Consider the following 23,412-nt stretch of genomic DNA (forward strand, 5'->3'; position numbering starts at 1 on the left):
GCTTTCCAGGGGGCTGCCGCGCCCGGTGCCGGTGCGCCGGTACCGGTGCCGGGGCTCAGGCGTGCTGCGCCCCGCGTGCCAGCAGTAGCAGGGCGTCGACGAGCTCCTCGGCCGGCGCACCCGTGGCCAGGCTGCGCAGTTGCAGTCCGAAGACCAGCGCGACGGCGGTGCTCGCCAGCCGCTCGGCGTCGGGTACGCCGAGACCGGTGAGGATCCGGGCGGCCAGCTGGTCGTACGCGGCGAAGCACTGCGCGGCCGCGGTGCGCAACCGCTCGTCGCGGCCGGCCTGGACGTAGAGCTCGAAGGGCGCGATGCGCCTGCTGTCGGTCTGCGTGCACCCGGCGACCTGGCCGACCGTGGCGGAGGCCCGATCGATGTCCATCCCGTCGGTCTCGCACTGGTCGGCGAGCTCGGTGAAGTGCCGGGTCTCCTCCGCGACGAAGTGCAGCAGGCTCTCGCGCAGCATCTCGTGCTGGGTCGTGAAGTGGTAGGTGACCGAACCGAGGGAGACCTTGGCCTCCTTGGCGATCCGCCGGTTGGTGACCCCGGCGACGCCGTCCTCACCGATGACGCGCAGGACGGCGTCGATGATGCTCTGCCGGGTTCCGGGGGGCTTGGACATGGCGGTCATTGTGCCACCGGTGCTGGGGCAGCGGTGGGGCGGTAGTGGGACGCCGGTGGGACGGCGGTAGGGCCGTGGGCGTCGGGGCGACCGTCGGGGGCAGCGGTCGGGGCCGGCGCGAGGTCGGTGGCGATCAGGCAGGCGATCGGGGAGGCCATCGGCCGCCGCGCCCGGACGGGCGGCGCCGATCATGCGGGAGGCGCCGCTGGGGGGCCGCGGTGGGGTCCTGATCTGCACGGTCGGCCCTCGACCGGCCGCCGTCGGCCACCGCCCCCAACCTGGTTGTCAGTGCCGGTGGTTAACGTGCTCTCATGAGTTCTTCCCTGAGCGTGTACCTGCTCGACCCCGAGGCCGCACGTGCCCTCGTCGGCTCTCGCGACGACCAGTTGCTCCAGGCCGTCCGCGACAACTTCGGCGACGACCTGGCATCGGACGACAGCTGGTTCTCCTCCGAGATCGCGGACGGCGCCCCCACCGCGTACGAGGCGCTGCACGCGGTGGTGCACGGCGGTCCCTTCCACGAGAACCAGCAGTACGCCTTCCAGTACGGCTACGCCTACAAGCGCCTGTGCTCCCTGACCGGATCCTTCCTCGACAACTCCTGCTTCTGCCCGTTCCGGGGCGACTGGCTGGAGCTTGTCGACGAAGGGCTGCGGGCGCTGCGGATCACCGCGGTCTCGGTGGCGGAGTTCGGCTACTCCGGCGGCATACCCAGCGCTGTCCCGCAGTACGACCTGCCGCGGAGCGGCGAGTGGACGCACAAGCAGTGCCTGGAGGCGCTGGAGCAGTTCGAGCAGACCAAGCGGGACGGCCACGCCCCGCCGCTGGAGCCCGAGGTGGTCGACGCCGTCATGGACGTCATCGGCTGGCTTCGCCATGTGGAGGCGCGCCCCGGTTTCGGCATCGTGGGCTTCGTGTCCTAAGGGCTTCCGGGGCAGTCCTTACGGCGTCTCAGGGCGTTTCCAGCCCACGAAGATCCGAAAGGAACGCCCCGGGCCCGGCCGCGGCGGTTCGGCGGTGCCTACGAACCTAGCGGGCCGCCCGTCAACGTGTCCGGAAGCGGCGCCGCATGGATCACGGTCAGCCCCGACACCGGCCGGGTCAGGCACACGTACAGCCGGCGCAGCCCGGTCCGTTCGTCCGGCTCCCCGTCGACGATCGCGGCCGGCTCGTCCAGCACCACATGGTCGTACTCCAGGCCCTTGGCGAGGGTGGCCGGCACCAGCGTCAGCCGGGCCACGGCCGAGGTCTCCTCGCCGGGTGCCAGGCAGGTCACGCCGGCCGCCGTCAACTCCTCGCGCAGCACCGGAATCCGGGCCTCCGCGGCGATCAGGCCGATCGAGCCCTCCTTCGTCAGCGCGTCGTCGCAGGCCGCGAGGGTCGCCGCGGTCAGGTCCGCCGGCTCGACCGTACGGATCTCGAAGTCGCCCGGCGACTCCCGGATCGAGGTGGCCTCCGTCAGATCGGGGGCGATGGCGGGCAGCAGCCGCGAGGCGTAGGCGATCACCTCCCGCGGCACGCGGAAGCCCTGGGTGAGCTCCTCGATCGCCGCACCGGGCTTGCCCAGGTGGGCCAGCGCCTCCTCCCAGGTGTCGGTCGCCCAGGGGGTGGTGCCCTGGGCGATGTCGCCGAGGATCGTCGCCGAGCCGGTCGTGCAGCGCCGGCCGACCGCGCGGTACTGCATGGGGGAGAGGTCCTGCGCCTCGTCGAGGACCACATGGCCGAGCGACGGGGTGCGCTCGATCAGGTCCCTCGCCTCGTCGATCAACACCGCGTCCGCGGTGGACCACTTGGCGCTCTTCACGCTGCGGGCCGGCTTGGCCCACAGGATCGTCTTCTGCTCCTCGGGCGTGAGGACCCCCTCCGCCTGCGCGGCCAGGAAGTCCGCGTCGCCCAGCAGCCGCAGCACCAGCTTCGCCGGGTCGACCTCCGGCCAGACCGCCTTGACCACGGCCTTCACCGCGGCGTTGCGCGCCACCGCGTTCTGCACCCGGTCGTCCGGCGCCTCCCCCGCCTGCTCCATACGGACCAGGACGGCATGGGCGATCCGCTGGGGGAGCGCCTCGCGGGCCGCCCCGTAACGGATGTCGCGGTCTCTCAACTCCCCTACGATCTCTTCGATTTCGTACGCCGGGACGCGCCAGTGGCGGGAGCCGCGAACGACCACGCAGGGCTCCTCGGGCCGCCCGATGTGCGAGCGCACCGCGCGCCGCAGCACCTCGGCCATCCGGGCATCGCCCTTGACCGTCGCGGCGGCCGCCTCGTCGGTGCCGCGCACCTCCACATGCCCCACCAGGTCGTCCACCGTCGCCTGCTTGACCTCCAACTCGCCCAGGGCCGGCAGCACCTGCTCGATGTAGTGCAGGAACGAGCGGTTCGGGCCGATGACGAGGGTGCCGGCACGGGCCAGCCGCTCGCGGTGCGCGTACAGCAGATAGGCGACCCGGTGCAGACCGACCGCGGTCTTCCCGGTGCCCGGCGCCCCCTGGACGCAGACCGACCCGCCGATACCGGCGCGCACGATCTCGTCCTGCTCGGGCTGGATGGTGGCGACGATGTCCCGCATGGGACCGACGCGCGGGCGCTCGATCTCCGTCTGCAGCAGCCGGCTGGTGCGGTCCGCCTCTCCCGGGTCGGTGAGGTGCTCGTCCTCGTACGCGGTCAACTCGCCCGCGGTGTAGCCGAATCGGCGGCGCAGCCGGAGGTCCATCGGGTCCTTCTTGGAGGCCCGGTAGAACGGTTGGGAGACGGGCGCGCGCCAGTCGATGACCATGGGGTCACCGTCGGCGTCGTGGACATGGCGCCGGCCGATGTAGAAGTTCTCCCCCTCGGCGCCCTCGGCGAGGTCCATGCCCGGTGCGTGGAGGTAGTCGAGGCGGCCGAAGAAGAGCGGGGTGTGCGCGAGGTCGGCGAGCGCCTTGATGCGGGCGTCGATCTCGCCCTGCAGGACCTTGGCGTTGACCCAGTTCGCGGCGACGTCGGCGATGTTCAGCGCCTCGGCGTCCTGCCGCATGGCCCGTAGGGCGGCTCGCGAGTCGGCGAGGTGTGCCTTCTCCCGCTCCAGGGGGTCGTGGCCGGGGGAGGGGTGTGGGGTGTTGGCGTTTGGCGCCGTCTGGGAGGGGTGGTGGTCGGGCGACGGGTGTGGGCTGTCGGCGCTGGGCGCCGTCCGTGAGGGGTGGTGGTCGGGCGACGGGTGGGCGTGCGCGGGCACGGCGTTGCCTCCGGTAGCGGGTACAGCGGCGGGCGCGCGCCGGCGGAAGCGGGCGCGGGCGGGCCGGCGTCGGTGCTTAGCGCGGGTCAGGCGCCTCGCTGGTCAGCGGCGTGAAGCAAAGAGCCGTCCGGTTTCCGTCCGGACGGCAGCACTCCCGACGGGAGGCAGGCAGACGCGCGATTGTAGTCAGCACTGGAGGGGCGCGCCAACGGAATTTCGCGGGGTGCGCGGGCTCGTGCCGGGGGCGTACGACCCTGAGGGCCGTTCGGTCTCCCGTAGGGGACGGGGTGGGCCTGGAGACGGACGTCCGGCCCTTTCGGGATGGGCCTGTGGACCGATGTGCGGCAATCGCGTGAATTCCATCATGGAGGCATGAGTAGCGCAGCGATTCCACCAGCTTCCCTGTCCGCACTCCACACGGCCAAGGGCGCCACCGCCCTCAGCCCCGACCTCGCCGAGGGTGCGCCCCCGGCGCACGGGCACCGCTACGTCCTGGGCAACGCCCTGCGCGCGGTGAAGGTCTTCGGCCGGGCCGCCTTCAGCGTCGTCGTTCTGGGGGAGTACGGCGAGGACGACCCCAGCGACCGCCGGGGTGACCGCCGCACCGAGCACCGCACCGAGCGCCGCAGTCACCGCCACACCTGACCGTACCGAGCAGCCGTACGGCAGGACGCCGCACGACGCCTCGCTGCCCTGCGGCGCTGGCTGCCGTGCCCTCACTCGTCCGGGGCCGGCCCGCCGTGTGCCCCTCCGTCCTGCGCCCCTCCGTCCTGTGCTCGGCCTCCGTACACCCGACGCTCCTGCTCCCACCCGCGCCGTTCCGCCACCCGCGCCGTTCCGCCACCACGCCCTTCTGTGCCCTCCCGCTGGAGCCACCCTGCGCGCGCCGCACAGGTAGCAGCCAGCCGCACCTCCAGCAGTCACCCGTGTAGCAGCCGCACCTCCAGCAGTCACAGATGTAGTTGCCACACATGTAGCCACACGCGTACACATCACGTCATGCTTCGGTCGATCACCGCACAATCACGACCAGCGGGCCGACTTTGTGGCGAAGTCGCATGGACATCCGGACGACCGGAAACCGTTGCAGACGATCGGCCTCGATCCACTAGCGTCGCCGCAGAGGGCGCGCTCAGGGCGACGAGGAGGGGTAACGGTGTCTGCCGCCGACGGGACGTGGACATGGAGACGCACCTGGCACCTGAGCACCGCGCACCCCCGAAGACTGGTGCTCGCCGTGGCGCTGCTGGTGCTGTCGTTCGGCGGACTGTGGGCGCTCTACGAGCTCCAGCCGCTGCCGATGTCCGACATAGCGGTCTACCGTGCCGAGGGGGAGGCCGCGGCGTCCGGCGGTGACCTCTACGGCTTCACGGTCACCAAATGGAACCTCCCGGCCACCTACCCGCCGTTCGCCGCGCTGCTGTTCATCCCGACGACCTGGCTCTCGCTCAGCACCCTCAAGGTCGTCTGCGTCCTGGTCAACGCCGCCCTCCTCGCCCTGCTGGTCCATCTCTCCTGCAAGGCGGCCGGCCTGCGGCAGTCCGCGCACACCGCCCCCACCATCCTCGCCGCCACCGCCCTCGGCCTCTGGCTGGAGCCGGTGTTCCAGACCTTCGTCTTCGGCCAGGTCAACCTGGCGCTGACCTGCCTGGTCCTGTGGGACCTCGCACGCCCGGACGGGGCGCGCGGCAAGGGGCTGGCCACCGGCATCGCGGCCGGCATCAAGCTCACCCCGGCGATCTTCGGGGTCTACCTCCTGATCACCGGCCGGGTGAAGGCCGCCGTCAGCTGCCTCGCCGGGTTCCTCGCCTCGGCGGTGCTGGGGTGGCTGGTGCTGCCCGATGCCAGCGTTGAGTACTGGACGCGGCGGATGTTCGAGACCGACCGGGTCGGCAAGGTCTGGATCGTCGACAACCAGTCCCTCCAGGGTCTGATCAGCCGCGTTCTGCACGACCCCGAGCCGGGACTGCTGTGGGCGGTGCCGGCCGCGCTGACCGCGGCCGCCGGCCTCTACGCCGCCCGCCGGGTGTGTCTGCGCCGCGGCCTGGACACCTGGGGCCTGCTGGCCACCGCCGTCACGGCGCTGCTGGTCTCGCCGATCAGCTGGTCCCACCACTGGGTCTGGTGTGTGCCGCTGCTGATCGCACTCGCCGCGCACACCCGGACCAGCCGCTGGCGCCGGGTGCTGCTGGCCGTCGTCACCGTCGTCTTCACCGCGCGCACGATGTGGATCGTGCCGCACACCGGCGACCTCGATCTGCACGTCTCCTGGTGGCAGCAGCCGCTCGCGGCGCCCTACTCGCTCCTCGGGCTCGGGCTGCTGGCCGCCCTGCTGTGGTGGACGCGGCGGTCCGGCGGTCTCCCCGGAGCTCCGGGCGCCCCCGGAAGCCGCATACCATCACCGCGCGCCGACCAGGAGCAGCCCGCGCACACCCGCGCGGCGTGACGGCGGGGAACCACGCGGACCTGCCCGCAAGCCCGACCGTCCCCCTGCCCGCGCCGGGGCCCCCGCCCACGCCGCCCGCCGCCTGTCTGTCCCCCGCGCCGCCCGCCGCCCTGCGCTGTCCGCTGTCCGCCGCCCGCCGGCGCGCACGCGCAGCCGCCGCTCAGACGTCCTCGTCGGCCGCCAGCAGCTCGTCCGCGTCCACGATCCGGTACGCATAGCCCTGCTCGGCCAGGAAGCGCTGGCGGTGGGCCGCGAAGTCCTGGTCGATGGTGTCGCGGGCGACGACCGAGTAGAACCGTGCCTCGTGCCCGTCCGCCTTGGGGCGCAGCACCCGGCCCAGCCGCTGGGCCTCCTCCTGCCGGGAGCCGAAGGTGCCGGAGACCTGGATGGCCACCGTCGCCTCGGGAAGGTCGATCGAGAAGTTCGCGACCTTCGAGACGACGAGCACCGAGATCTCGCCCTCCCGGAACGCGTCGAAGAGCTTCTCCCGCTGGGCGTTGGTGGTCTCGCCCTTGATCACCGGCGCGTCGAGGTGCTCACCCAGCTCGTCCAGCTGGTCGATGTACTGCCCGATGACCAGGGTCTGCTGGCCCTGGTGCCGGCGGACCAGCGCCTCGGTCACATCGCGCTTGCTGTCGGTGGTGGCACAGAAGCGGTACTTCTCCTCGGCCTCCGCCGTCGCGTACGCCAGCCGCTCCGACTCGGTCAGATTGACCCGGACCTCGACGCAGTCGGCGGGCGCGATGTACCCCTGCGACTCGATCTCCTTCCAGGGCGCGTCGAAGCGCTTCGGGCCGATGAGCGAGAAGACGTCCGACTCCCGGCCGTCCTCCCGCACCAGCGTCGCGGTCAGCCCCAGCCGCCGCCGCGCCTGGAGGTCGGCGGTGAACTTGAAGACCGGCGCGGGCAGCAGATGCACCTCGTCGTAGACGATCAGGCCCCAGTCACGGGAGTCGAAGAGCTCCAGATGCGGGTAGACGCCCTTCCGCTTGGTCGTCAGCACCTGGTACGTGGCGATGGTGACCGGCCGGATCTCCTTGCGGGTCCCGCTGTACTCGCCGATCTCGTCCTCGGTCAGCGAGGTCCGCCGCACCAGCTCGTGCTTCCACTGCCGGGCCGAGACCGTGTTGGTCACCAGGATCAGCGTGGTGGCCTTCGCCTGGGCCATCGCACCGGCCCCCACCAGCGTCTTTCCCGCCCCACAGGGCAGTACGACGACGCCCGAGCCGCCGTGCCAGAACCCCTCCACGGCATGCTGCTGGTAGGGCCGCAGCGCCCAACCGTCCTCGCGCAGCTCGATCGGATGCGCCTCACCGTCCACATAGCCGGCCAGGTCCTCGGCGGGCCAGCCCAGCTTCAGCAGCGTCTGCTTGATCTGCCCGCGCTCGGAGGGGTGGACGATCACGCTGTCCGGTTCGATCCGCGCCCCGACCAGCGGCTGCACCTTCTTCGACCGGAGAATCTCCTCCAGTACCGGGCGGTCGGTGGTGCTCAGCACCAGCCCGTGCGCCGGGTGCTTGACCAGCGTCAGCCGCCCGTAGCGCGACATCGTCTCGGCGATGTCGACCAGCAGCGCATGCGGCACCGGGTACCGGGAGAACTGCACCAGCGCGTCCACGACCTGCTCGGCGTCGTGCCCGGCGGCCCGGGCGTTCCACAGACCGAGCGGCGTCACCCGGTACGTATGGATGTGCTCCGGCGCCCGCTCCAGCTCGGCGAACGGCGCGATGGCCCGCCGGCAGGCGTCCGCCAGCTCGTGGTCCACCTCCAGCAGCAGCGTCTTGTCGCTCTGGACGATGAGAGGTCCGTTCACGCGCCTGGCCCTTTCCGCTCGGACACCCGGCCGCCGCGGGAGTGTCCCGTAGGGCCAAACCTCCAGTGTGCCGCATTCGCGGGGAAGCCGAGGCGGGCGCCGGGAGGACCGGGACGTTCGCGGCCCTTCCCGCGGGCTCTCCTGGTGCCCACCCGGCGTCCTCCCGCGGGCTCAGACCGTGTCGTCGGCGAGTTCTGCCACGCCCGTGATCCGGTGCAGCGGGTAGGTGCGGACCTCGTCGGCGGTGTGGTCGTAGGCGGTGACGAAGCCGCCCTCGACCCGTACCGGGGCGATCACCCGCTGGCTGGCGGCGCCGTCCGCGTTGACGTAGCCGATCCACAGCGCCGAGTTGGTCAGCACCGCGGCCTGCATGGTGGCCAGGGTCTCGGCGGAGGTGGTGCGCGGCAAGCCGCCGGCGACCGGGGTCGGGGCGGGGACCGGCTTGCGCTCCGCGGTGGCGGCGAGGTCGCCGGCGCGGATGGCGCGCACCGCGGCCTGCAGCAGGGTGCCGTCCGGCGCCGGCGGGCCGTCCGGCACCGGGGTGGGGGCGCTGCGCGGCGGGGTGCGGTACGAGTCGGCGCGGGCGATCAGTACGTCGCCGGCGGCGGACTCGGCGGCCGGGGCGTAGCCCATGGCCCGTAGCCCGTCGAGGAGTTGCTCGGGGGACGCCTGGGCGGCGAGCACCGTCGGGGCGAGGCGGCGCAGTCGGAGCGTGGCGGCGCGGCGGTCGGCGAGGATCTCCGAGAGCAGGGCGTCGTCGTCGCAGCGGACGTACGCGGTGGCCGCGCCGACCCGCAACTGGCCGTGCCGGCGGGCCACATCGTCGATCAGGTAGGAGAGCGGCTGCGGCACCGGCGTACGGGAGTGGGTGCGCAGGAACTCCTGTAGTTCGGCGGCGGAGCGGCCGGCGTCCAGGGCGCGGCGTACCGAGGCCGGGGTGAAGCGGTAGACCGTGGCGCCGCCCTTGGACTCGACGTCGGCCAGGACGTCCAGCGCCTCGGCGAGCGGGCGCTCCAGCGGACCCGGGGCGACCGCGGTGAGGTCGGCCTGGAGCAGGAGGTGGTCGAGGGGCTCGGGGAGGAGCGGGGCGAGCAGGGCGGCGGCGCGGGCCGCGGTGCCGGCCACCTCGGCGGTGGTGCCGGCCGGCCCGGGCGCCGAACCGCTCGTTCCCGGCGCCGCTCCGGTCGTCCCGGGCTCCGTGCCGAGCAGGGCGCGGCCGTGCGAGGAGAGCGCGCCCCGTCCGGTCACTCCCAGCAACTCGGCCTCGGTCAGCGCCTCTTGGGCCAGCCGCGAACGGAGGTCGTCACCGGCGGAGGTGGACTCCGGGGCGCCCGGTGCGTTGCCGGCGGCGGGAGTGGCAGGGGTGGCAGGGGTGGCGGCCGGGCCCGTGGTCGTGGCGGCGGCAGCCATGGGCGGCCTCGTTCCGGTGGCTGATCCGGTGGCTGCCCCGGTGACCGTGCCGGCGCCCCCGCCCCGCAGGGGGCGCTCCCACCGCAGCCGGGACAGGACGGCCGTCGCCGGTACGGAGGTGCCCGGCGGCAGGTCGGCGAGGAGGGTCAGGGCCCGCCGGCGGACCTCGGGCGCGGGCGACCGGTCCAGGTGCGGGCCGAGGGCGGCCAGCGCGCGCCCCTTGGCGTCGGCGCTGCCGACCACGCCCGGGGTACGGGTCGACGGCAGCCAGCCGGCCACCAGCACCGCCCAGCGCTCGTGATCGGGCAGCTGCAGCCACTCCTCGGCGGCCGGTGTGGCCGCGTACCGCTCGTCGGCCTCGCCGTCGGAGGCGATCAGCCCGGCCGCGTAGGCCAGTTCGAGCCAGAAGGCGGCGAGCTGCTCGGTGGTGTCCAGGGCGGTGGCGGTCCGCTTGAGGTCGCGGACGCTCAGGCCGCCGGCGCGCAGGACCGACGGCCCGCCCAGGTCCCACTCCTTGAGCAGCTCCTCCACGGTCGCCAGCGCGGTGAAGGCCTGGCCCGCCGCGGCGTTGTCCACAAGCTGTGGATCGCGTTCGGTGGTCGGCGCGAGGGCGGGCGGCACCGGTTCGGGGCTGTGGTGCGCCCGCCCGCCGCGCAGGTGGAGCGCGGCCTCCCGCGGCAGCACCACGTTGCGGGCGCCGGCCGGCAGCAGCAGCCCCCGGTCCAGCAGCCACTGCAGATGCGGCGCCGGGCGGTCGGTGACCCCGCCGTAGGGCGGGCCCCACAACAGCTTGTCGAGGACGGCCACGGCCTCGGCCGGCGCACGGTCCAACAGCGCCGCCATCCGGGCGCGGTCGGAGAACAGCGCGGTCAGCGCCGCCACCGCGGAGACCGGGTCATGGGTGGTGGGCAGCCCGGCCGCGGTCAGGATCTCCTGCAGCCGCCCCGGCGACATCCCCGAGGTGGCCTCGGCGACGGTCGGGCCGAGGCCGGTCGGCGAGGGGTGCGCGGGGCCGGGCGCCAGCAGTTCCCGGGCGGTGCGCACCAGCCGCAGCCGGTCGTCCGGCCCCCACACCAGCGCCTGCGCCCGCAGCTCCGCCACCGCCCGGGGCAGCTCGGCGGCGACCGCCCCGTCCCCCGCGTCCCCGGCCATCAGCGCGGCCAGCGTGTCGTACGGGCACGGGTCGGGCGCCACTGCCAGCGCCTCGGCGGTCTGCAGGGCGAACCGGTCCAGCCGCTCCACCGCCCGCACCACCGACCCCCGGGTCCCGGCCCGGGTCGCCAGCTGGGTGACGTCACCCGGCACCGGATTGAGCAGGTCGGGCCGCGCCCGCAGCAGCCCGACGAGCCCGCTGTCGGTGCGGGTGCGGAGCTCCTCGGCGAGGGTGCGGGGGGTGTCGGTCATTCGTCCTACGTTAGCGGGGCGAGCTCCGCGGGGGCAGGGAGTGGCGGCCCGGCGCCGCCCGGCCCGGTGTGACACAACCCGGTGCGGCGCGCCCCGTTGCGGTGCCGCGTGCCGTCCGCCCGCGGCGGGCGGACGGGCCGGGGCCCGAGGCGGTACCGTCGGGGCGGGCAGCAACCAGCGGACGCCGCAGGGGATTTCGTGGGAATCGAGAGTGAGCAGCTCGTATTCGACTATCTGAGCCGGGTGGGCGACCTGGCCCAGCAGCGGGGCCTGCCCGCCGCCGCGCGGATGCGGCTGGTGACCCGGCTCCGGGCCGAGCTGGACGGGCAACAGGCCGATTCGGTGTCCGGGGTCAGGAAGAAGCTGGCACGGCTGGGGACGCCGGAGGCGGTGGTCGCGGCGGAGGGCGGTGCCCCACCACCGGGGCAGCCGGAAGCGGACGCCGCACCGCCGGCACGCCGCCCCACCACACTGGGCAAACTCGCCGGCCTGGACCGACTCGCCGGCCGGGACAAGCTCGCCGGGCTGGACAAACACACCGCTCTGGACAAACTCACCGGCCTGGCCCGGCGCCGCGGCCCGGCCGCCGCCCCGCCCACCGGCCCGGTGGTCCCCCTGGACGGCGCGTCCTCCGGGAACGGCGGCCGGATCCCGGGTCCGCGCCCCGGCGGCACCGAGTCCGGCCCGCCCTCCGTGGGTCTGCCCCCGCACCTGGCCGGCGCGGACGAGCTGGGCGATGCGGACGAGGCACCGGACTGGTGGCGGGTGGAGCCGGCGCCGTTCGGCGCGGGGGAGTCGGTGCCCGGATTCGTCGGCGGCATCGAGATCCCGGAGATGTGGAAGCGGCCGGGCGGAGCGGACGAGACGGATGAGGAGAACGCGGAGGGCGAGGAGGGCGGGGCGACCGGGGCGGCCGAGGGCGGCGGGCCGGGATCGAAGGCCGGGCGAGGGCGGCGGGGTGTGCTCGGCCCGCTGTTGCTGAGGAAGCGCGGCCCGGACGCCGGGGCCGCCGAGGACGCCCTGCCACCGGCTTCCGCGAAGGCGGCGGACACCGTGGGGGGTACGGACGGGGCGGTGGTCGAGGGTGCCGTGCGGGGCGTCCCGCTGCGGGCCTGGCTGCGGCCCGTTCCCACGCTGGCAGTGCTGCTCCTGCTGGCTGGCGCGGTGCTCGGCTCGTGGCTCGCGCTGGCCGGCGGCTGGGCGCTGGCCTATGTCTCCCGGACGCTGACCCGTACGGAGGCCAAGTTCGCCGCGCTCGGGGTGCCGGGGACGGTCGCCGGCGGGATGGTGGTGTGGCTGTGGGGCCGCTTCGACGGCCGCTGGGGCGAGCCGATCGCCCAGGGCCGGCTGGGCCAGGAGCTGCTCGACGGCCTGCCGATCATGGCCCGGGTCGCGGCCGTCGCCTCCGCGCTGTACCTGGTGTGGCGGATGCGGCGGACAGTGCGCTGAGCGGTTGCCGGCCGCGACGGACAGTGCGCTCAGCCGACAGCCGACAGCCGACAGCCGACAGCCGACAGCCGACAGCCGACAGCCGACAGCCGACAGCCGACAGCCGACCGCGGCACCGGGCCGCCGGCCGCGGCACATGTCCGCCGACCGCGGCACGCACGGCACCCGGGTGCCCCGCCCCCTCCAGCTGTCCCCCTCCGTCCTCCGTCCCCGCCGCCCGCCGTCCCCCTCCGGCCGCTCCCCGGCCTCCCGGCACAATGGCCGGCATGGCTGCGAACCCCCTGACGGTCGGATTCGACCTCGATATGACGCTGATCGACTCCCGTCCCGGCATCAAGGCCGCCTACCAGGAGCTGGCCGCCCGGACCGGCACCTTCATCGATGCCGACGCCGCGGTGACCCGGCTGGGGCCGCCGCTGGAGGAGGAGGTCCGCCGCTGGTTCCCCGAGGAGCGGGTGGCCGAGATCAGCGCCCTCTACCGCGAGCTGTACCCGGAGCACGCGGTCGCCGGTTCGCCGGCCCTGCCGGGCGCGCGGGAGGCCATCGCCGCGGTACGGGCGGCGGGCGGTCGGGCGATCGTGGTCACCGCCAAGTACGAGCCGAACGCCAAGCTGCACCTGACGCACCTGGGCATCGAGCCGGACGCGGTCATCGGCTCCCTGTGGGCGGAGGCCAAGGCCGAGGCGCTGCGCGCACACGGCGCCCAGATCTACGTCGGCGACCACACCGGCGACGTCCGCGGGGCGCGCACCGCCGGCGCACTGTCGGTCGCCGTGGTCACCGGGCCGTGCGACGAGCGTGCGCTGCGGGAGGCCGGCGCCGATGTGCTGCTCGCCGACCTGACGGCCTTCCCGGCGTGGCTGGCGCGCTACGGCGCGGAGGGCGCGGACGGCGACGCCCCGGAGGCTCCGGCGGCCGCCCCGGCCTGACGGCGCTGCGCGCGGGCGGAACGCACCACTCCGCCCGCGGCGAACAGGAAGCCCAGGCCCATCAGCATGCACAGCCAGTAGAAGACGGACGGCAGCGGATGGGCTCCGATGAACAGCGGCGTCACCGTGGCGAGAGTGGCCACTGCGCCAACAAGGAACATGATCGCGCCGATTCGGACCAGCAGATCCCCGTCCCGGGGAGTTTCGTCAGACACCTGACCAGGGTAAGTCGGGGCCAGGAGCACCGAGGATCCACCCGGCGGCGTCTTGTCACCGGCCTTGGGACCATTAGCCTTGGTGGTGGCGGGTCCTGCGGCCCGCCGCAATGTTGTCCGGACCCTCTCCGCCCTCGGCCCCGTCCGAGCGGGGGACCCCACTCCGCAGGTCCAGCATCAGCCAACCCGGATTTTCCCGACGAGTACGAGGACGAGGACAGACGTGCCTACCGGCAAGGTCAAGTGGTTCAACAGTGAGAAGGGCTTCGGCTTTCTCTCCCGCGATGACGGCGGTGACGTCTTCGTGCACTCGTCGGTGCTGCCCGACGGCGTGGCCGCACTCAAGCCTGGCCAGCGCGTTGAGTTCGGCGTCGTCGCGGGTCAGCGCGGCGACCAGGCGCTGACCGTGACACTCCTCGATCCCGCCCCGTCGGTTGCCGCCGCCCAGCGCCGCAAGCCCGACGAGCTCGCCTCGATCGTCCAGGACCTGACCACGCTGCTGGAGAACGTCACCCAGCAGCTGGAGCGCGGGCGCTACCCCGACAAGGCGCACGGCGCGAAGATCGCCGGCATGCTGCGGGCGGTCGCCGACCAGTTGGACGTCTGACCGCACGCGTCCGACGACCCGCGTCCGACCGCACGCGTCCCACGACAGGCGTCCGACCGCACGCCTCAGACGACCGGCGGCATCTGACGACCCGCGTCCGACCGCGCGCGTCGGACCTCACACGAAGCGCAGCGCATCGCGGCCGAGGGGCGGTACCAGCCCCTCGGCCGCGGCGCGGGTGAGCAGCCCGCGCACCGCGGCGTAGCCGTCCTCGCCGAGGTCGGCGGTGAACTCGTTCACGTACAGCCCGATGTGCTGGTCCGCCACCTTCGGGTCCATCTCCTGGGCGTGCTCGCGCACATACGGCCGGGAGGCCTCCGGGTCGTCCCAAGCCATCCGCACCGACGTCCGGACGGCGGCGGCCAGTCCGCGCAGCGCGCGCTCGCCCAGCGACCGCTTGGCGATGATCGCGCCGAGCGGGATCGGCAGACCGGTGGTCAGCTCCCAGTGCTCGCCCATGTCGGCCAGGCAGGTCAGGCCGTAGTCCTGATAGGTGAAGCGCGCCTCGTGGATGACCAGGCCGGCGTCCACCTTGCCGTCGCGGACCGCCGGCATGATCTCGTGGAACGGCAGCACCACGATCTCCCCGACACCGCCCGGCACCTCGGCCGCCGCCCACAGCCGGAACAGCAGGTAGGCGGTGGACCGCTCACTGGGCACCGCGACCGTCCGGCCGGCCAGGTCGGCGGCGCCGCCCTGCTGACGGGTCAACACCAGCGGTCCGCAGCCGCGCCCCAGCGCGCCGCCGCAGGGCAGCAGCGCGTACTCCTGGAGCACCCACGGCAGCACCGCGTACGACACCTTCAGCACATCGAACTCACCGCGCTCGGCCATACCGTTGGTGATGTCGATGTCGGCGAAGGTGACCGCGAGCTCCGGCGCGTCCGGCACCCGGCCGTGCGCCAGCGCGTCGAAGACGAAGGTGTCGTTCGGGCACGGCGAGTACGCGATGTCCAGCGGCCGGGTCACGGGTCCTCCTCAGGGACGTGGGGGTCCCCCCGCGTGAGCGAAGTCGAGCGTGGGGGAGCTTCCGGAGCCGGACCGGTGGCGGCCGCCAGGGCTCCAGGGAGCGTACGGAAGGCGCCGGTGAGCGCGGCGAGGGCGTCGCCGATGCGCCAGGCGGCGCGGTCGCGGGGCCCGACGGGGTTGGAGATCGTACGGAGCTCCAGGACGGGTACGCCGTGCGCGGCGGCCGCCTCGGCGACCCCGAAGCCCTCCATCGCCTCCGCCAGCACCCCCGGGTGACGCCGTGCCAGCTCGGTGGCGCGGTCCGCGCTGCCGGTGACCGTGGAGACCGTGATGACGGTGCCGGTGGCCCCGCCGGCCGCCGCTGCGACGGCCGAGACCAGGGCCGGGTCGGGGTGGTGCGCCACCGTCCCGAAGCCGAGTTCGGTGACCGGGGTGAAGCCCTCGGCGGTCTCGGCGCCCAGGTCCGCCGCGACGATCGCGTCCGCGACCACCACCGAGCCCAGCGGCGCGCCGGGCGCGAAGCCCCCGCCGATACCGGTCGAGACCACCAGCCCGTACGGGGTGCCGGCGAGCGCGGCGGCGGTCAGCGCGGTGGCGGTGCCGGCGGCCGCGGCGGCCGGGCCGACCCCGGCGGCCAGTACGTCGAGCGTCACCGGCCGCCCGCCGGCGCGGTGCAGCCGGTGGCCGCCGGGCAGCGGGACCTCCGTGGCGCCGTCCGCCGCCGCGGCGCACACCGCGTCGCGCTCGGCGGCCACCGCCGTGACGATCAGGACCCGCATCACTCAGCCCTCACTGCCCGCTACCGGAGCCGGTCGCTCAGTTCTCCTGCTTCAGGGTGAAGTGCCACATGGTGGTGGGGCCCTCGCCCTTGCCGATCTCCGCGACCTGCAGGGTGACGTCCTTGGTGTAGGTCGTCTGGCCGGTCTGCGGGTTCTGCTGCATGAACAGCGTGTCCGCGTCGAAGGTCCGGTACGTCTGCTTGCTGGGCTCCCGCATGACCGGGCCGGCGCCGATGACGATCCAGCCGGACTTGGCCACGGCCGGGTCCACGCCCACGCGCACCTTGTCACCGGGGTGGACGGTCAGCGACTTGCCGCCCTTCTTGGTGATGCAGGCGGTCACGGCCTTCCGCGACAGGTCCTCGCCCTTGCCGTCGCAGCCGGGGGTGGCCTCGGCCGTCACCGTCGACGAACCGACGGTCACGGTCGCGAGCGAGGACGGCTTCTCGCAGGCGGAGAGGGTGACAAGACCCAGGGACACGGCACCGATGGCGGCAGCGGCACGGCGGCCCTTGCCCCAGGAGATCAACGCAGCGGTCATACGGGCAGGCTATCTGGCCCTCCTGCCCGCGCCACGCCCGGGTACGGCGTGCCGCGCCGCCCGTCCCGGCCGGTCCGCCCCGGCCCGCCCTCAGGCCACCCGCGGCGACGCCGTACCGCCCCGCCGGGACGCGCCCAGCAGCCCCCGTACGGACAGCGCCGTACCCAGCGCCACCAGCCCGGCGGCCACCGACATCCCCAGCACGCCGACCAGCGGCAGTGAGATGCCCACCGCGCCGCCCAGCACCCACGACAGCTGCAGCGCGGTCTCCGAACGGGCGAACGCCGAGGTCCGCACCCCCTCCGGCACATCGCGCTGGATCATCGCGTCCAGCGACAGCTTCGCCAGCGCCTGGCACAGGCCCGCGGTGGCCGCCGCGGCGGTGACCACCACCACCGCCACCACGTCGTAGAACACCGCGGCCAGCACCGTCGCCCCCAGTGCCAGCGCCAGCACCCCCGCGATGATCGGTTCCGGCCCGCGGGCCTTCAACCACGCCCCGACCGCGGTCCCCAGCGCATTGCCGGTCCCGGCCGCCACCGCCACCAGCCCCAGCGAGGCCGCCGGGCCCAGCCCGCCCAGCGGGTGCTCCCGCAGCAGGAAGGCCAGGAAGAACGTCAGGAAGCCGGAGAGCGCCCGCAGCGCGGCGTTCGCCTGCAACCCGTGCAGCACCGACGGCCCCACCGTCCGCAGCCCCGGCTTCGGCGGCCGGTCACCGCCGGACCCCGCCGCCTCCCGGGACGCCAGCCGGGCCCGGGTCTCGCCCTTCGCCGAGTCGACCTTGTGCGGCAGCGAGAGCGACAGCGCCGTCCCCGTCACGAACACCACGAACGCCCCGTACAGCGGCCAGGCCGGCCCGATCAGGTGCAGCCCGGCCCCGGCCGGCGCCGCCAGCCCGGTCGCCAGCAGCCCCGCGAGCGTCACCCGCGAATTGGCCTTGACCAGCGAGATCCGCGGGGGCAGCAGCCGCGGCACCACCGCACTGCGGACCACGCCGTACGCCTTGGACGCCACCAGCACCCCGAGCGCCGCCGGGTACAGCTGCAGACCGCCGGTCGCCACCGCCCCGGACATCGTCAGCGCCAGCAGCGCCCGGGCCAGCATCGCGCCGGCCATCGCCGCCCGCCGGCCGTGCGGCACCCGGTCCAGCAGCGGCCCCACCACCGGTGCCAGCAGCGCGAACGGCGCCATGGTGACCGCCAGATAGAGCGCCACCCGGCCCCGCGCCTCGTTCGTGGGCACCGAGAAGAACACCGTCGAGGCCAGCGCCACGGTGATCAGCACGTCGCCGGCGGAGTTCACCGCGTGCAGCTCGATCAGCTTGGCCAGCCCGGACTCGCCGGCGCCGTGCGCATGGGTGGCGCGCCGCACCCGTCGGACCGCGCCGCTGAACGGCCGGCGCAACGCCCGCCCCACCGCCCGACCCGTCCGCCGCGCCCGGCCGGCTCCCGGTCCGCCCCGGGTGGCGGCCCGGGACACCCGGGACGGCCCGCGCGACGAGCCTCTCGACGACTTCCGCGATGCCTTCGCCACCTTCGTCACCTCGGCGCCCGTGCGGCAGCAGCCACCCGGCCATAGTGCCCCAACTCGCCCAGGAGCGGGCACTTTCTCCCCTCCGCCGCGCGGGATGCGCCGCTCCGCGGTCGCCGCCGCGGACATTTGCCGCTCCCACCGAGGAGTCGTACACCGTTGAAGGGGTAGCGTGTGTAGCGCGCCACCGGCGGTCGGACATGGCCGCGTGTCTCATTGCGATCCGCGATCCCGCAGAATGGGTCGTAAGAGGTGCGCTCGACCGAACCGATCGGGCGCGGACGTCGACGCGGTCCCCTGGTCCGCTCCGCCCGCCCCGGCCCCGCCGGTCGTCCGGACAGGACCAGGACAGCTCCGGCTGGCGCACTCGTGAGACGGCGTGGAAGAGAGAATCGATTCTTGTGAGTGCTGCGATGCGAAGCCGTACCCCGGACCGCTTGTGCGCCGAGGCGGTTGACCTTGCCCGAGTCGCTGCGGAAGAAGCGGCCCTGCCCGGCATGGTCGGTGAGCACCTCGGTGCGGTCGCCGACGGGGACCGCGTCGTCACCCATCTCTTCGCCGCCAACGACCCCGGCTACCGCGGCTGGCGCTGGGCCGTGACGGTCGCCCGGGCCTCCCGCGCCAAGGTCGTCACGCTCGACGAGACGGCACTGCTGCCCGGCCCGGACGCACTGCTCGCGCCCGAGTGGGTGCCCTGGAGCGAGCGGCTGCGTCCCGGCGACATGGGCCCCGGTGACCTGCTGCCCACCGACGCCGAGGACCTGCGTCTGGAGCCCGGCTACTCCGGGGAGGAGGCGCCGGCGGCGGACTCCACCGTCGCCGAGGGCATGGCCGCCGAGGTCGCGGACACCGAGGAGGCCGACGTCCTCCCGGGCTCGCCGGCGATCCAGCCCGCGCCCGCCCGGGGCGGTATCGCGGAGGTCGCCGAGGAACTGGGCATGCGCCGCGCCCGGGTGCTGTCCCGCTACGGCCTGCACGCCGCAGCGGACCGCTGGGAAGAGGCCTTCGGCGCCCGCACCCCCATGGCCCAGGCGGCCCCCGCCACCTGCCTGACCTGCGGTTTCCTCACCCCGCTGACCGGCTCCCTGCGCCAGGCCTTCGGCGTCTGCGCCAATGAGTTCGCCCCCGCCGACGGCCGGGTGGTGTCCCTGTCGTACGGCTGTGGTGCGCACTCCGAGGCCGCCGTGATGCCCAAGCCGCCCCGGCCGGCCGAGCCGGTGGTGGACGAGACGGTGATCGAGCCGCTGTCGCTCCGCCCCGAACGGGACGGCGGTTCGGTCGAGGACACCGGGCCGGCCGAGGAGCTCGGCCACAGCTGACCGGCGCCGGGCGGCGGCCCGGCCCGCACCGCCGGTGAACGGTCCGGCCCCGCACTGCCGGTGCACGCCCGGCCGCGTCCGGCGCGGCCGGGCGTCCGCTCGTTCCGGCCCGCTCGCCCCCCCCGGGTCGCGCCCCCTCTCCCTCCCCCTCCCACGACACCGCCACGCCAGTCCCGCTCCACCGGCACGCAACGCCCCCGTACCCGCCGGAAGCGGGCGGCGGACGGCCGGGGGGCCGCGGCTCCGCGCCCGCCGACGCAGGGCGATACCGTCTGGAGCATCGACATACCGAGGGAGACGAGAGACGTGACCGCAACGTCGTGGGTGTGGGGTGCCGCGGGAGACCCGTTCGGGACGGCCCGGCTGCGGCGCGGCGTGTTGGACGCCTGGGCCGCCTCGCCGGCCCGGTTCCGTGAGGACGCCAACGCGGAGGAGGACCTCGCGCTCGGCGGCTACCGTGACCGGCTCGCCGTGGAGCTGGCGCAGAACGCGGCGGACGCGGCGGCCCGCGCCGGCGTCCCCGGGCGGCTGCGGCTGACCCTGCACCCGGCCGACGGCGGCGCCCCCGCCGTACTCGTCGCCTCCAACACCGGTGCCCCGCTGGACGCCACCGGCGTGGAGTCCCTCTCCACGCTGCGGGCCTCTGCCAAGCGGGAACCGAGCATCGCGGCAGGCGCGGTGGGCCGGTTCGGTGTCGGCTTCGCCGCCGTGCTGTCGGTCAGCGACGAGCCGGCGCTGGTGGGACGCACCGGCGGAGTGCGCTGGTCGCTCGCCGAGGCCCGGGCGATGACCCAGGAGGTCGCGGCGCACAGCCCCGGTCTGGGCGGGGAGTTGCGCCGCCGGGACGGGCACGTACCGCTGCTGCGGCTGCCGCTGCCTGCGGAGGGCACCGCGCCGGACGGGTACGACACCGCGGTGGTGCTGCCGCTGCGCGACGTCGCGGCGCAGGACCTCGCCGAGCGGCTGCTGGACGGCATCGACGCGGCGCTGCTGCTGACGCTGCCGGGCCTGGCCGAGGTGATCGTCGAGACCCCCGAGGGCGTACGGGAGTTGAGGCGCCGCCAGGACGGCCCGTACGTCCTGATCGAGGACAGTGCCCGGGGCGCCACCCGGTGGCGGGTGGCGACCGACGCCGGGCCGCTGGACCCGGCGCTGCTCGCCGACCGGCCCGTCGAGGAGCGGCTGCGCCCCCACTGGTCGGTGACCTGGGCGGTGCCGGTGGACGACGCCGGCGCACCGGCCCGCCCGGCGACCGCGCCGGTAGTCCACGCGCCGACGCCCACGGACGAGCCGCTGGGGCTGCCCGCGCTGCTGATCGCGTCGTTCCCGCTGGAACCGACCCGGCGCCATGTCGCCCCGGGCCCGCTCGCGGACTTCCTGGCCGGCCGGGCGGCGGCGACCTACGCGGCCCTGCTGGGCGAGTGGCAGCCGGTGTCGGTCGGCACCCTCGACCTGGTGCCGGGCCCGCTGGGCAAGGGCGGCCTGGACGGTGAGCTGCGCCGGCAGGTGCTGGAGCTGCTGCCGCGGGTGCGCTTCCTGCCGAGCGCGGGCGCGGGTGCGGGCACGGAGCCGCCGGCCGAGCCCGCGGCGCCGGCGCCCGGCGCCTGGGACGAGGGCACGGACACCGCCGACCACCGGGTGCTGCGCCCCGTCGACGCCGAACTGGTCGAGGGCGCCGGCGCCGCGACCGTGACGGTGCTGGCCGAGCTGTTCCCCAGCCTGCTGCCGGCCGGACTGGAACGCCGCCCTGAGCTGCGGGCCCTGGGCGTGGCCCGGGTGCCGCTGGGCGAGATGGTCGACCGGCTGGCCGGCGTCGAGCGGTCGCCCGGCTGGTGGTGGCGGCTCTACGACGCCCTGGCGGGCACCGACCCCGACCGGCTCAGCGGGCTGCCGGTGCCGCTCGCGGGCACCGCCGGCCAGGGCCCCGGTGAGGGCACGGCGCGCACCACCATCGGGCCGCGCCAGGTGCTGCTGCCGCTGCCCGGCGGCGGCCCGGACGACGGCGAGGAGGCCACGGCCCGGCACCGTACGCTCGCCCGGCTCGGGCTGAAGGTGGCTCACCCCGACGCGGTGCACCCGCTGCTGGAGAAGCTCGGCGCCACCCCGGCCGCGCCCCGCGCGGTGCTGACAACGCCCCAGGTACGGGCGGCCGTTGCGCACTCGCTGGACGCGGACGAGGACGCCTACGACCTGTTCGACGACGACTTCGCCGGCGGCGGCCCCGGGGCCCCGCTGGACGCGGAGGAGCTGGCAGAGACGGTGCTCGGCCTGGTCCGGGACGCCCGCCTCGCGCCGGGCGACGAGCCCTGGCTCGGCGCGCTGGCGCTGCCGGACGAGGACGGCGAGCTGGCCCCGGCGGGTGAACTGGTCTACCCCGGCAGCGACTTCGAACGCGTCATCCGGGAGGGCGAACTCGCCGCGTGCGACGCGGAACTGACCGAGCGGTGGGGCGAAGAGCCGCTGACCGCGGTCGGCGTACTGGCCGGCTTCGCCCTCGTACGGGCCACCGATGTGGTGCTCGACCCGGACGAGATGGAGCCGCGGGACGGCGACTTCGCCGAGCCGGACGACGTCGGCCTGTTGGACGCGGTCGACGTGTGGTGCGAGGACATCCTCGACGCCCTCCCCGAGACCCCGGTCCCGCCGGTCGTGACGGAGCTGGTCGCGGTCCGCGACCTCGACCTGGTCGACGACGACGCCTGGCCGCAGGTGCTGGAAATGCTGTCCCGGCCGCCGCTGCGCGACGCCCTGACCGCGCCGGTGCGGGTCCTGCTGCCGGACGGCACCACCGAGTCGGTGCGCCCCTACACCGCCTGGTGGCTGCGCGGCCACCCGGTCCTGGACGGCCGGCGGCCGGCCGGGCTGCGGTCGGCGGGCGGCGATCCGCTGCTCGCCGGGCTGTACGAGTCCGCGGACGCCGGCGACGTCGACGCCCAGGTGCTGCGGGCCCTCGGCGTGCGGACCTCGGTGGCCGCCCTGCTGGACGAACCGGGCGGTGCGGCGGAGCTGCTGGCCCGCCTGGCCGACCCCGAGCTGCCGGTGACCACCGTCCAACTCCACGCGCTCTACGGCATGCTGGCCGACCTGGACCCCGAGCAGGTGACGCTGCCCGACGAGCTGCGTGCGGTGCTCGGCGAGGAGGCCACGGTGGTGGACGCGGCGGACGTCGTGGTCGCCGACGCCCCCGACCTGATGCCGCTGGCGGCACACCTACCGGTGCTGCCGGTACGCCCGGTGCGCGCCGCCGCCCTGGCCGAGCTGCTGCAGGTCCGCCGGCTGAGCGAAACGGTCGCCGCCGAAGTGCGCTCCGAGGGCGTCCGCCACGACGTCCCGGAGGCGGTACGGGCACTGCTCGGCGCCGCCACCCCCACCTCGTACCTGGAGCACGAGGAGCTGCTGGTCGACGGCCCGGACGGCCCCGCCGAACTCGACTGGCGCCGCACCCCGGACGGCACCTTGCACGCGGCCACCCTGGAGGGCGTGGCAGCCGGCCTGGCCTGGTCCGCCGGCCAGTGGCCCCGCCGCTTCGAGGTCGCCGCCCTCCTGGAGGACCCGGAACGGGTCGAGGAGTTGGCGCGGGCGCGCTGGTTCGACTGAGCGGCACGGGTCCGGCCCCCGTCGGTGGGTAACGCACGCGTCCGGCCCCCGTCGGTGGGTGACGGGGGCCGGGGCGATCGCGAGAGCCGGGGTGTGCGGACCGCCGCGGGGGAGGAGGGGCGGGCCGCCGACGGGTGGTTCAGTCCGCGCTGAACTTCTTGACCAGCGCCCAGATCACCACGGCCGCGACGGCGAGCACGATCAGCCACTCCCACCCGTCGATGCCGCTCCCGTAGGAGCCGCTGTCGGAGTGGTAGTGGTGCTGGTAGTGGTGCCGCGTGCTGGCCAGCACCTGGTGTGCGAGGTCCCCCGGAATCAGCTTCATGGGGCGGAGGGTAGGGGGACCGGGCGGGGGACGCCATGGCTGGAAACCTTCCGTGACCGGGCCGTTAGGGCGCGTACTCGGGGCCCGTCGGGGCCGGGGCATGCGGGGGGCACGGGCCCGAGGGCCCGTGGGGGCGGGTGGTGAGGGTCATGCGCGCTCCGCCGAAAGAGTGGCCTTGGTTCCGCGGGGTTGCCGCCGATGTCACCCGGATGCCTTACTTTCGGTGTCCGACCAGGTGGGCTGCCC

Annotated in this window: 18 protein-coding genes; 8 read left to right on the top strand and 10 right to left on the bottom strand. The window is 74.8% G+C overall.

Features of this window, described 5'->3' with window-relative positions; genetic code table 11:
* Positions 1-55 precede the first annotated feature (55 nt).
* Positions 56-622, bottom strand: coding sequence for a TetR family transcriptional regulator (locus tag AB0G84_RS22600; RefSeq protein ID WP_361323505.1), 567 nt, complete (start codon positions 620-622; stop codon positions 56-58).
* Between the two features lie 311 nt (positions 623-933).
* Between AB0G84_RS22600 and AB0G84_RS22605 the strand changes: the two genes are divergently transcribed.
* The gene (locus AB0G84_RS22605) at positions 934-1,545 is read left to right on the top strand and encodes a hypothetical protein (RefSeq protein ID WP_361323508.1); all 612 of its coding nucleotides are present in this window, start codon (positions 934-936) and stop codon (positions 1,543-1,545) included.
* 98 nt (positions 1,546-1,643) lie between these two features.
* Here AB0G84_RS22605 and AB0G84_RS22610 read toward each other — a convergent pair whose 3' ends face one another.
* Positions 1,644-3,686 carry an AAA family ATPase gene (locus AB0G84_RS22610; RefSeq protein ID WP_361323666.1) on the bottom strand — a complete coding sequence of 681 codons (2,043 nt, stop codon included), beginning with the start codon at positions 3,684-3,686 and terminating at the stop codon, positions 1,644-1,646.
* 519 nt (positions 3,687-4,205) lie between these two features.
* Between AB0G84_RS22610 and AB0G84_RS22615 the strand changes: the two genes are divergently transcribed.
* On the top strand, positions 4,206-4,478 hold the full coding sequence (locus tag AB0G84_RS22615) for a hypothetical protein (protein WP_361323512.1): 273 nt from the start codon (positions 4,206-4,208) through the stop codon (positions 4,476-4,478).
* 511 nt (positions 4,479-4,989) lie between these two features.
* A complete protein-coding gene (locus tag AB0G84_RS22620) occupies positions 4,990-6,279 on the top strand; it encodes a glycosyltransferase 87 family protein (RefSeq protein WP_361323515.1) in 1,290 nt (429 codons plus the stop codon).
* A gap of 160 nt (positions 6,280-6,439) precedes the next feature.
* Here the strand turns inward: AB0G84_RS22620 and AB0G84_RS22625 are convergent, their stop codons facing one another.
* On the bottom strand, positions 6,440-8,092 hold the full coding sequence (locus AB0G84_RS22625; protein WP_361323518.1) for a DNA repair helicase XPB: 1,653 nt from the start codon (positions 8,090-8,092) through the stop codon (positions 6,440-6,442).
* Positions 8,093-8,263: 171 nt separating this feature from the next.
* Positions 8,264-10,906 (bottom strand): helicase C-terminal domain-containing protein, encoded by a 2,643-nt coding sequence (locus AB0G84_RS22630; protein WP_361323521.1) that lies wholly within the window; start codon positions 10,904-10,906, stop codon positions 8,264-8,266.
* Between the two features lie 198 nt (positions 10,907-11,104).
* Here AB0G84_RS22630 and AB0G84_RS22635 point away from each other — a divergent pair, with 198 nt between their 5' ends.
* On the top strand, positions 11,105-12,355 hold the full coding sequence (locus AB0G84_RS22635; RefSeq protein ID WP_361323524.1) for a hypothetical protein: 1,251 nt from the start codon (positions 11,105-11,107) through the stop codon (positions 12,353-12,355).
* A gap of 266 nt (positions 12,356-12,621) precedes the next feature.
* Positions 12,622-13,284 carry a haloacid dehalogenase-like hydrolase gene (locus AB0G84_RS22640; RefSeq protein WP_361323527.1) on the top strand — a complete coding sequence of 221 codons (663 nt, stop codon included), beginning with the start codon at positions 12,622-12,624 and terminating at the stop codon, positions 13,282-13,284.
* Here the strand turns inward: AB0G84_RS22640 and AB0G84_RS22645 are convergent.
* Positions 13,224-13,499 carry a hypothetical protein gene (locus tag AB0G84_RS22645; protein ID WP_361323529.1) on the bottom strand — a complete coding sequence of 92 codons (276 nt, stop codon included), beginning with the start codon at positions 13,497-13,499 and terminating at the stop codon, positions 13,224-13,226. The two genes, AB0G84_RS22640 and AB0G84_RS22645, sit on opposite strands and share 61 nt — an antisense overlap.
* 223 nt (positions 13,500-13,722) lie before the next feature.
* Between AB0G84_RS22645 and AB0G84_RS22650 the strand changes: the two genes are divergently transcribed.
* The gene (locus AB0G84_RS22650) at positions 13,723-14,106 is read left to right on the top strand and encodes a cold-shock protein (protein ID WP_033266409.1); all 384 of its coding nucleotides are present in this window, start codon (positions 13,723-13,725) and stop codon (positions 14,104-14,106) included.
* A 117-nt stretch (positions 14,107-14,223) separates the two neighbouring features.
* On the opposite strand, the gene AB0G84_RS22655 is transcribed toward AB0G84_RS22650, so the two are convergent.
* The 4 genes from AB0G84_RS22655 to AB0G84_RS22670 all read right to left on the bottom strand — a co-directional run bounded on the left by AB0G84_RS22655 (position 14,224) and on the right by AB0G84_RS22670 (position 17,874).
* Complete coding sequence (locus AB0G84_RS22655; protein WP_361323532.1) at positions 14,224-15,075, bottom strand: 1,4-dihydroxy-6-naphthoate synthase; 852 nt, start codon at positions 15,073-15,075, stop codon at positions 14,224-14,226.
* Complete coding sequence (locus tag AB0G84_RS22660) at positions 15,072-15,854, bottom strand: futalosine hydrolase (RefSeq protein ID WP_361323535.1); 783 nt, start codon at positions 15,852-15,854, stop codon at positions 15,072-15,074. Before AB0G84_RS22660 ends, AB0G84_RS22655 begins: the two co-directional genes overlap by 4 nt.
* A 37-nt stretch (positions 15,855-15,891) precedes the next feature.
* Positions 15,892-16,395, bottom strand: a complete 504-nt coding sequence (locus AB0G84_RS22665) for a hypothetical protein (protein WP_361323537.1) — start codon at positions 16,393-16,395, stop codon at positions 15,892-15,894.
* 90 nt (positions 16,396-16,485) lie between these two features.
* The gene (locus AB0G84_RS22670) at positions 16,486-17,874 is read right to left on the bottom strand and encodes an MFS transporter (RefSeq protein ID WP_361323669.1); all 1,389 of its coding nucleotides are present in this window, start codon (positions 17,872-17,874) and stop codon (positions 16,486-16,488) included.
* Positions 17,875-18,338: 464 nt separating this feature from the next.
* Between AB0G84_RS22670 and AB0G84_RS22675 the strand changes: the two genes are divergently transcribed.
* Both AB0G84_RS22675 and AB0G84_RS22680 read left to right on the top strand, forming a co-directional pair.
* The gene (locus tag AB0G84_RS22675; RefSeq protein WP_361323540.1) at positions 18,339-19,244 is read left to right on the top strand and encodes a DUF3027 domain-containing protein; all 906 of its coding nucleotides are present in this window, start codon (positions 18,339-18,341) and stop codon (positions 19,242-19,244) included.
* A 306-nt stretch (positions 19,245-19,550) separates the two neighbouring features.
* Positions 19,551-22,841: a molecular chaperone Hsp90 gene (locus tag AB0G84_RS22680; RefSeq protein ID WP_361323543.1), complete on the top strand. Its 3,291-nt coding sequence runs from the start codon at positions 19,551-19,553 to the stop codon at positions 22,839-22,841.
* 139 nt (positions 22,842-22,980) lie between these two features.
* Here the strand turns inward: AB0G84_RS22680 and AB0G84_RS22685 are convergent, their stop codons facing one another.
* On the bottom strand, positions 22,981-23,166 hold the full coding sequence (locus tag AB0G84_RS22685; protein ID WP_361323546.1) for a hypothetical protein: 186 nt from the start codon (positions 23,164-23,166) through the stop codon (positions 22,981-22,983).
* Between the last annotated feature and the right edge of the window lie 246 nt (positions 23,167-23,412).

Source organism: Streptomyces sp. NPDC020742 (genome assembly GCF_040641675.1).
In the GTDB taxonomy this organism is placed as follows: Bacteria; Actinomycetota; Actinomycetes; order Streptomycetales; family Streptomycetaceae; genus Streptomyces.

Bases quoted from the DNA above. Each gene is read 5' to 3' on its own strand.
- AB0G84_RS22600 (WP_361323505.1), bottom strand. From the start codon at position 622: ATGTCCAAGCCCCCCGGAACCCGGCAGAGCATCATCGACGCCGTCCTG.
- AB0G84_RS22605 (WP_361323508.1), top strand. From the start codon at position 934: ATGAGTTCTTCCCTGAGCGTGTACCTGCTCGACCCCGAGGCCGCACGT.
- AB0G84_RS22615 (WP_361323512.1), top strand. From the start codon at position 4,206: ATGAGTAGCGCAGCGATTCCACCAGCTTCCCTGTCCGCACTCCACACG.
- AB0G84_RS22630 (WP_361323521.1), bottom strand. From the start codon at position 10,906: ATGACCGACACCCCCCGCACCCTCGCCGAGGAGCTCCGCACCCGCACC.
- AB0G84_RS22640 (WP_361323527.1), top strand. From the start codon at position 12,622: ATGGCTGCGAACCCCCTGACGGTCGGATTCGACCTCGATATGACGCTG.
- AB0G84_RS22660 (WP_361323535.1), bottom strand. From the start codon at position 15,854: ATGCGGGTCCTGATCGTCACGGCGGTGGCCGCCGAGCGCGACGCGGTG.
- AB0G84_RS22665 (WP_361323537.1), bottom strand. From the start codon at position 16,395: ATGACCGCTGCGTTGATCTCCTGGGGCAAGGGCCGCCGTGCCGCTGCC.
- AB0G84_RS22675 (WP_361323540.1), top strand. From the start codon at position 18,339: ATGCGAAGCCGTACCCCGGACCGCTTGTGCGCCGAGGCGGTTGACCTT.
- AB0G84_RS22685 (WP_361323546.1), bottom strand. From the start codon at position 23,166: ATGAAGCTGATTCCGGGGGACCTCGCACACCAGGTGCTGGCCAGCACG.